8 protein-coding genes are annotated in these 8,041 nt (G+C 62.4%); 4 read left to right on the top strand and 4 right to left on the bottom strand.

Features of this window, described 5'->3' with window-relative positions:
- From QKW60_RS13735 to QKW60_RS13720, 4 genes are all read right to left on the bottom strand, one after another.
- Positions 1 to 478: COG4705 family protein (locus tag QKW60_RS13735; RefSeq protein ID WP_474001826.1), on the bottom strand; the 478-nt coding region annotated here is incomplete at its 3' end.
- A gap of 63 nt (positions 479 to 541) precedes the next feature.
- Complete coding sequence (locus QKW60_RS13730; RefSeq protein WP_282369468.1) at positions 542 to 1,174, bottom strand: hypothetical protein; 633 nt, start codon at positions 1,172 to 1,174, stop codon at positions 542 to 544.
- A gap of 96 nt (positions 1,175 to 1,270) precedes the next feature.
- Complete coding sequence (gene mprF / locus QKW60_RS13725; RefSeq protein WP_282369467.1) at positions 1,271 to 3,859, bottom strand: bifunctional lysylphosphatidylglycerol flippase/synthetase MprF; 2,589 nt, start codon at positions 3,857 to 3,859, stop codon at positions 1,271 to 1,273.
- Positions 3,846 to 4,559 carry a DUF1003 domain-containing protein gene (locus QKW60_RS13720; protein WP_282369466.1) on the bottom strand — a complete coding sequence of 238 codons (714 nt, stop codon included), beginning with the start codon at positions 4,557 to 4,559 and terminating at the stop codon, positions 3,846 to 3,848. Before QKW60_RS13720 ends, mprF begins: the two co-directional genes overlap by 14 nt.
- A gap of 240 nt (positions 4,560 to 4,799) precedes the next feature.
- On the opposite strand from QKW60_RS13720, the gene QKW60_RS13715 reads away from it, so the two are divergent.
- The 4 genes from QKW60_RS13715 (at position 4,800) to QKW60_RS13700 (ending at position 7,742) form a co-directional block, all read left to right on the top strand.
- The gene (locus QKW60_RS13715; RefSeq protein WP_282369465.1) at positions 4,800 to 5,060 is read left to right on the top strand and encodes a DUF1344 domain-containing protein; all 261 of its coding nucleotides are present in this window, start codon (positions 4,800 to 4,802) and stop codon (positions 5,058 to 5,060) included.
- A 77-nt stretch (positions 5,061 to 5,137) separates the two neighbouring features.
- A complete protein-coding gene (locus QKW60_RS13710; RefSeq protein WP_282369464.1) occupies positions 5,138 to 5,815 on the top strand; it encodes a response regulator transcription factor in 678 nt (225 codons plus the stop codon).
- Positions 5,802 to 7,217: a sensor histidine kinase gene (locus QKW60_RS13705; protein WP_282369463.1), complete on the top strand. Its 1,416-nt coding sequence runs from the start codon at positions 5,802 to 5,804 to the stop codon at positions 7,215 to 7,217. Before QKW60_RS13710 ends, QKW60_RS13705 begins: the two co-directional genes overlap by 14 nt.
- 45 nt (positions 7,218 to 7,262) lie before the next feature.
- On the top strand, positions 7,263 to 7,742 hold the full coding sequence (locus QKW60_RS13700; RefSeq protein WP_282369461.1) for a hypothetical protein: 480 nt from the start codon (positions 7,263 to 7,265) through the stop codon (positions 7,740 to 7,742).
- The last annotated feature ends 299 nt before the right edge of the window (positions 7,743 to 8,041 follow it).

The following is an 8,041-nucleotide window of genomic DNA, read 5'->3' as shown; positions in this document are numbered from 1 at the left end:
TTCCAGAGCCCCATCGCCTTCGAGCGAAAGGCCCGGGAAGTGAGCTAAACGCTCTCCACCAAAGCCGGGCAAGTCCAAATAGGATCGCGAGCCAGTAGAAGCCCTCGCGCCGCCCGGTGAAGATCGTGTGGATCGATAGCGTCCGTTCAGAGGCGAACCAGAACGCGAAGGTCGCGGCCAGTGCCAGCGTGAAGCCGGTGGTCGTCGTCACCAGGCTGACACCGAAATTGTCGACGAGGTTGTCGGTGATCAGCGTGCCGACAATGCTGATCAGCACCACCGCCAGCCAGTAGGACCAGGGTACATAGCGCCGTTGAGCGAACTGAAGGGCAAGTGCCACAACGAGAATCCCGGCCATGATCAGTGAGGTAGCGGTCAGGCCAAGTCCCATGTTGACGGCCAGATAATCGGCGGCGGTTTCGCCCATGGTCACGGCCATGAGCTTGATGAGCCAGAATTCGGCTGTGACCTGGGGCACGCGGTTGATGCGCATGTGTCTGATTGACGCTGTGATAGGAGGCATTTTGTCTGATCCCCGATGTTACTTGCTGGCGAGGGCGAGGCCGTGCGCCGAGAATTCGTCAGCCCGCTTGTCATCATCGGCATTGCAGCGTTCTGTGGCCTTCGACTGGTACTCTGTGGCCTGTGCCTGATTGGCGGCTGCGATCTTGCCGCCATCGATGGCCGCGGTGAGATCCTTCAGCATTTCTTCGCAGGGGATGGCGTGACCGGTCACATCGGTCACCATGATGCCCGCTACCAGGGTTGCAACGCCTGTGCCCATTGCGGTGACGGGGGCATGCAGGGTCGATTGCAACGCGCCGAGCGTCTCCGCGACCTTGACCTTGTCGGGATCGCCCGCGCGAAGTGCGGCGAAGGCGGCGTCGGCGGCATCGTCAACGCTGCCCCAGCCTGCGGCATCGCGGGCGCGCAGTTCAGGCTCGGCGTCATCCCAGGCGGTCTCGAAGTCGCTGACGCGCTTTTCGGCGGCCACAAAATCGCCGGTTGCGGCAATTGCCTGACCATCGGTCACGATCGCCTCGAACGGCGTCAGATCGCCAAGGCCTGACGCGGCCTCGGATTCGGCAACGGCCTTTGGGCTTTGTGGCATCAGGACGAAGAAGGCGGCGGCAGGCAGGACAATCAGCGCGGTGGCGTGCAGCAATTGCTTCATATCAGGGGCTCCGGCGGGCGTTTCTCCATCTTCTGTTTCCCGGCAGATACGCCGCCCTGACGCCCGGATTAAACTTCCGCAATCTGCCGACCCAGTTCAGATCAACCCGCGCACGCCCCCTGAGATCAGGACGTTGATTTCGTAAAGAACACGTGGCACGGCAAGCCCGCCGGGACTGGCGAGGTAGTGGGGTGTCCAGACCGGATCGAATTTCTGCTTGAAGGCACGGAGCCCTTCGAAGTGATAGAAATGTTCGCCGTGTTCATAAAGAAGCCCTCCCATACGATTCCAGAACGGGGCGAAGCGGCGTTCTGTGAGGCCGGAGAAAGGCGCTGCGCCGAGCGAGAGCCAAGCAAATCCTTCGGCTTTGGCCCAAAGAAGCAGCGCGGCAAAGAGCGCGTCCATCGCATAGCTTGGCCCGGCTGGATCGTAGCGCATAAGGTCTGGTGACAGTTCCGCCCGCTCCGCCCCCTGCCAGAGATTGGCGAAGGCAAGGACCGCCCCACCGGGTCCTCGGCGCAGGACCGCGATGTCGAAGTTCTTCAGATAGGTCTCAGAAAAGGCGCCGAGTGAGAACCCCTTCTCCTCGCCCTGTTTCAGCGCGAGCCAGGCATCTGAAATGCGTTTGAGCTCGGGCAGTAGCGGCCAGATATCGGCGGCGGGGATCACCTCGAAGACCAGTCCCTCGCGTTCGGCGCGGCCATGGGCATAGCGGAAATCCTTGCGCGCCGATCCGTCCAGCGTGAAGGTCGCAAGCTCGACCCGCGCAACCTCGCCGATCTTCATGATCGAGAGGCCAAGGTCGAGAAAGGTGGTCAGATAGGTGCTCGTCACCGCGTTGAAGGCCACGCGCCGCCCCATGCGGTCGGCCTTCTCGCGGAACTGGCGGATGAGGGTGCGTCCGGCTTCGGTCGAGCCGACGGGATCGCCCTGGGCGACGAGCGTGGTGCCGGTATCGGCATAGGCGAGAAAACCGCTGCCGTCCTCGGCCAGCAGGAAGGTTTTGTCGCCGGTCAGGGCAAGCTGCGCGCCGGAGCGCGGGCAGGTGGACAGCAGCGCCCGAACCTGATTGGGGACCGGTTCAGGCGCAGGGCGGCGGCCGCGTGAAGACAAGAGCGAATGCAGGCTGATACCGCCAAGAATGACCGCCGTCGCCAGCGCAGCGCGCAGGAACCGCGAGGCGTCGCCATGCCAGGCCATCTGCCACCACAGCGTGTCGCGATAGGCAGTATGGGCATGAGCGAAGAAGCCGATCCAGATCATCGTGCCGAGAAGTCCGGCAAGGCTAACGATCCAGGCCGCGTCGAGCCGGAAGATCGAACCGCCCTCGATCCGGTAGAACGCAGGCCGGAACAGAGCGAGGAGGGCGAGCGCACCAAGCATCGACAGCGCCTCGTGCCAGTCGAGGCCCTTCGCGAGCGAAGCGACAAGGCCCAAAACCATCAGAAGCACCGCCACGATCCAGGCCCGGTAAAGCCGCCGGTAAAGCCCCCGCGCAATGACGACCAGAAGGACGCCGGTGATGGAGCCGGCCAGATGCGAGGCTTCCACGAAGTAAAGCGGCAGGATGTCGCGAAGGATACCGAGGCGCGTTTCGTCTGCGGGAAGGCCACCGGAGGCCAGGAGGATGGCCCCGGCGATGAGGGCCACCCCGGCAGCGATGACCGGCGCGGCGGGCTGGGCGATGCGGTAGGCGCCCATCGCCGCCTCGCCGATGGCGCGCCGTTCGGCCGCCGCCCAGGCAAGACCAAGCCCGAGGGCGGCGGCAAGGAACGGCAGAAAGAAATAGACGAGGCGGTAGAGGATCAGGGCGGCCAGCAGGTCGGGCCGCGCGCCGACGCCAAGCCCGGCGATGACACTCGCCTCGAACACGCCGATCCCGCCAGGCGCATGGCTGAGAATGCCAAGCGCCACGGCGGCGATATAGACGACGAAGAAATAGGTGTAGTTGCCGCCGAGATCGGCGGGCAGCAGGACATAAAGAGTGCCCGAGGCGATGGCGAGATCGGCAACGGCGATCAGGGTGATGGTCAGCGCAAGGCGGAAGGGTGGCAGTTCGATCCTTACAGGGCCGAGGTGGATCTGCCGGTGTCCGCGCGCCAGCCAGACATAGATCGCCAGTAACCCGGCCAGCAGCGCCATTCCGGTGGCGGACTCGGCGCTCGTGCCGATGGGGATTACAGCGCTCAGCCCCGCGGGGTGGAAGCTGAAAAGAAGCCCGAGGATGAGTGTGAGACCGAACGCGAAGGCCAGCCAGGTCATGCCGATCACATGGGCGACCACGCCAAGATCGACGCCGAGGGTCGAATAAATGCGCATGCGTACGGCGCTGCCCGTCAGCCAGGACGCGCCGAGAAAATTGGAAATCGCAAAGCCGCTGGCCCCGGCCAGCGCCGCTATCCGGGGCGGCACCTTGCCCGGCGCGAGGCTGCGCAGGGCCGCCACGTCATACAGCGAGAGCGAGGCATAGCTGCCCGTGACGCAGAGGAGCGCGGCGAGGAGCGCGGCCGGGTGCAGGGTGGCAAGGCTCGCGCCCACGTCGCGCCAATGCACCTCGCGCGACAGCCGGTGCAGCACGAAGATGGCAATGGCGGTGATCATCAGCGGCATCACGATCCGGACCGCCGAATGGCTGGTCAGCGCGTTCAGTTTGCGCGACAGTGCGTGCGGATCAGCGCCGTCCATCGCCGCGCTCCTCCAGAAGCTCTATCTGGATTTGCTGCAATTCGGCCAGCTTTTCCCACTGATGCGCCAGCTGGTGGTCGATCTTTTCGTGCAACTGGCGGATTTCCAGTTCGGCCTTGAGGTTGACGCGGTAGTCGTTTTCAGCCCGCAGCCGGTCCTTCACCTCCTGCCGCCGCTGGCTCATCATGATGACTGGCGCTTGAATTGCCGCGAGGGAGGAGAGGACTAGGTTCAAGAGGATAAAGGGGTACGGGTCAAAGGGGCGGGTGGCGAACCAGAGTGAATTCACTGCCATCCAACCGATCAGCACCATAGTGAAAGTGAGGATGAAGCCCCAGGAACCGCCGAAGCTTGCCACCCGATCCGCCATTCGTTCGCCGAAACTGGCGGTCTCGTCAATCGCGGCCTGCGGGTTTTGTGAGACATATTGACCGCTTTCCAGACTGGCGATGACCTGCCGGTCCAGTTCCCCCAACTCGCCCCGTTCCTCTTCCAGAAGGCGTTCGACGTAAAGCCGCCGATAGGTGCCAAGATCGGTCCGGCAGATGAAGCGCCCGTCTGCCCAGCCCGGGGCGGCGTCGGCAATCAGCGTCGAAACACCGGGTCGAACCGATATCCAGGGGCGCAACTCGGACATAGGGTACTGGCGCTGGCAGACATGGCAGGTCTCCGTTCTTTGCCGATGATGTCCACTGGTCATCTTTTCCCCCTATGTCCTCGCAGGACAGTGGCCCCGCGCCCAGTCCGGTTTTCGACCTCAAACCCATCCCGGACCTTACCGCAACCTTACATCGAAGTAATTTGATCCGGCTCAGCCTCAGGCGTAATTTCAGCATCAGGAGCAGGGAGCTGCCCAAAGCGCCCCACGGCCCCACCCAGACAACTTCAGACTGCTCCACAGCACTGCCCGCAGGAAGCGGGCACACAAAGGACTATCACCATGCGTAAGTTCCTATTCCCCGCCGTTGCCGTCGCGATGCTCGGCTCGTCGTTCGCCGCTTTCGCCGCCGACACCCACACGACCGGCACCATCAAGGCCTATGATGCCAAGGCCATGACCCTGACGCTCGACAACGGCACAACCTATATCCTGCCCGCCGGGTTCAAGGATCCCGGCCTGAAGGTTGGTGAAAAGGTCGATATCGCCTGGCAGATGCTCAACTCCAAGCATCAGGCCGATCAGGTCACCGTCGTCAAGTGACACGGCCCTGAACGCCATGCCAGCGGTGGGGGTCCTGCGGGGCCCCCATTTGGCGCTGAACCGAAGGGAAGGCCGCTATGAAGATCCTGCTTGCCGAGGATGATGACCGGGTCGCGGATTTCATCGTCAACGGTCTGAGCGAAAACGGCCATAGCGTCGAACGGGTGGCGGATGGCTGCGATGCGCTGAGCTACTGCCTGTACAACAGCGCCGACCTCGCCATACTTGACCGGATGATGCCGGGGATGGACGGTCTCTCTGTTCTGAAAGCGCTGCGCGCGGCCACGAACGACGTTCCGGTGATCTTCCTGACGGCACTCGGCGATGTCGATGAGCGGGTTGAGGGGCTTTGTGCCGGGGCGGACGATTACCTCGCAAAACCCTTCCACTTTTCCGAGTTGCAGGCCCGCGTTACCGCCCTGACCCGACGGCGGAAAGAGATGGCTGACATCACGGTGCTTGAGGTGCATGACCTCCGTCTTGACCTTCTTGCCCGCACGGCCACCCGTAAAGGCCAGCCGATCGATCTGCAATCGAAGGAGTTCGCACTGCTGGATGTTTTGATGCGCAATGCCGGGCGCGTCGTAACGCGGACGATGCTGCTGGAACAGGTCTGGGATTTCAACTTCGAACCGGGCACAACCGTGGTCGAAACCCATGTCAGCCGCTTGCGGGCGAAGATCGACCGGCCGTTCGATGTGCCTTTGCTTCACACCATACGGAACACCGGATACATGATGCATGGACCGCGCTAATATTCTCTCCGGCGCGGCGTTTCGCACGGCCACCCATGCTGCGCTGGCCGTTGTCGCAGCGTTTTCACTGACCGGGTTTGTCTCCTTTTCCTATCTGCGAGCGACGCTTGACGCGACACTGGCCCAACAGGTGCGCACCGACGAAATCATGTTGCATGACATCTACGATGCCGGGGGCAAGACAGACCTCGTTCAGGCCATATCCGAGATCAACAACCCGCTCTCGCAGACGCCGCGGGTGATCGGCGTATTCGACACCGATGGCATCAAGTTGGCCGGAAACATAGACAATTTGCCACCGCTGGGAACGTCCCGACGCATCGAACTGACCACGACCGACCACCATGCGAAGTCCTCTTCCTACTACCTGAACTCGACGCGGTTCGCCGATGTGACGCTGGTTCTGGGACAGGACCTGGCCTTGACCGATATGGCAGAGAAATCTTTCCTCTGGGTGTTGCTGGGTGCGGGCGTGGTGCTGACCGTCGCCATCCTAGCCATCGGCTACACGGCCAGCCGGTCGAGCCTTGTCAAACTCACACGACTGGAGCGGACACTTGATCTGGTGTCTCAGGGCCAAACGGATGCGCGCGTGCCGGTAAAAGGGATGGACCAGATCGACCGCATCGCCGACCGTGTCAACGCACATCTGGAGCGTCTGTCGAGCCTCATGCTCTCGACCCGGACAACGGCGGCGGCCATCGCGCATGATCTTCGCACGCCTTTGTCTCGGGCGTTTCTGTCCTTGCAGGAGGCGCAGTCGCGGCTTGAAAAAGGGCAAGACCCTCGCGCGGCTATCGAGGCGGCGGATGGCGAACTGACCGGACTTGGCCGCATCTTCGACGCAATCCTTCGTATTGCGCGGATTGGGGCCGAAACCGGCCGCCACGACTTCTCCGATGTCGATCTGGTGCCGATTCTGGCCGACCTTACTGAGACCTTTGCGCCCATCGCCGAAGAGAATGGCCAGAGCCTCACGCTGATCCCCGGCCCGGCTGCCGCTCCGATCTCGGGTGACAGCCGGATGTTACGGCAAATGTTGGTCAACCTGATCCAGAACGCGCTCACCCACTGTCCGAAGGGCGCCGCCGTAACGCTTGCGGTCAAAGCCGAAGCCACAGCAACCAGCGTCGAGGTCGCCGATGCCGGCCTCGGCATCCCCGAGGCTGAACGCGCGCGGGTATTTGATCCTTTCTTCCGCCTCGACCGCAACCGCACGACACCGGGGAGCGGCCTTGGCCTCGCGCTCGTTAAGGCCATCGCTGATCGTCATGGCGCAACCGTCAACCTTTCGGACAACGAGCCGGGCCTGAAGGTCACGACACGCTTCCCCGGCAATGTCCGACTTGTCAAAAATGTAAGCTCGGCGTCAGACGGGGGAAAACTCGCGGGCCTAGGCTGAGTCCCGACGATGCCATTCCGGATCGCCGCAACAAGGACAACAGAGATGCATAGTCTTTCCAAGGTCTCCGCTCTCGCGATGACTGCGGCCACGATCACCCTTCTTTCGGGCGCGGCCGGTATTGCGATGACCAACCAGTTCAACGAACTGGACAACACGCTTCGCCTCGATTTCGAACAACTCGGGATACCGGTCCCCGATTTACACAAGCTGAACTACCACCAGATTGGCGAGATCAGCGCCATCCTCTCGTCGTCCGACCGGGGCAACGAGCAGAAACGCCAGATTGAGGAGATCCTGAAAGCCCAGCCGCAGCACGCGGTGGCTATGCGGTCGATCCGCGAGTTTCCGGGTGCAGCCGAGATGGAGGCTATCGTCGTCAACGACCTCAGACCGCTCGGCATCCACGTCAAGAATCCCGGCCGCCTTACGGTTGAGCAGATTGAGCGGCTGAACACGATCCTCTCCAGCAGTGAAACCGATGCGCGCAAGAAGGTCGAGGCTGAGGAGGTGCTGGCGATGTGACGTCGCTGGTGGTCGGATGGGGGTTGAGTGTCCCCTCCAGCTCTCTCCGAGGGTGGAGCGCCCGACCGATCGGTCGGGCGCTCCGTTCTGTTTCCGTATACCAGGCTTAGGCGTTCCAATGGGTCGAAGTTCGCCGGTTCGGATGGGCCGGCCGAGCCTGAACAGTCGTAAGAACGCGCCAATAATTGTCAAAAAAGTAATGTCACGGTCAGCGTTTTGAAATGTCCGGTCCGTATTTGTAACAAACGTCCTGACAGAGCCCCTGGCGTTCGAACTGATTATACTCGAGTTGCGTATCG

Origin of the sequence: Albidovulum aestuarii, from assembly GCF_029961185.1 — a bacterium.
GTDB classification, from domain to species: domain Bacteria; phylum Pseudomonadota; class Alphaproteobacteria; order Rhodobacterales; family Rhodobacteraceae; genus Albidovulum; species Albidovulum aestuarii.
The sequence above is the reverse complement of the archived record's forward strand: the minus strand, read 5'-3'. Positions and strand labels throughout refer to the sequence as shown.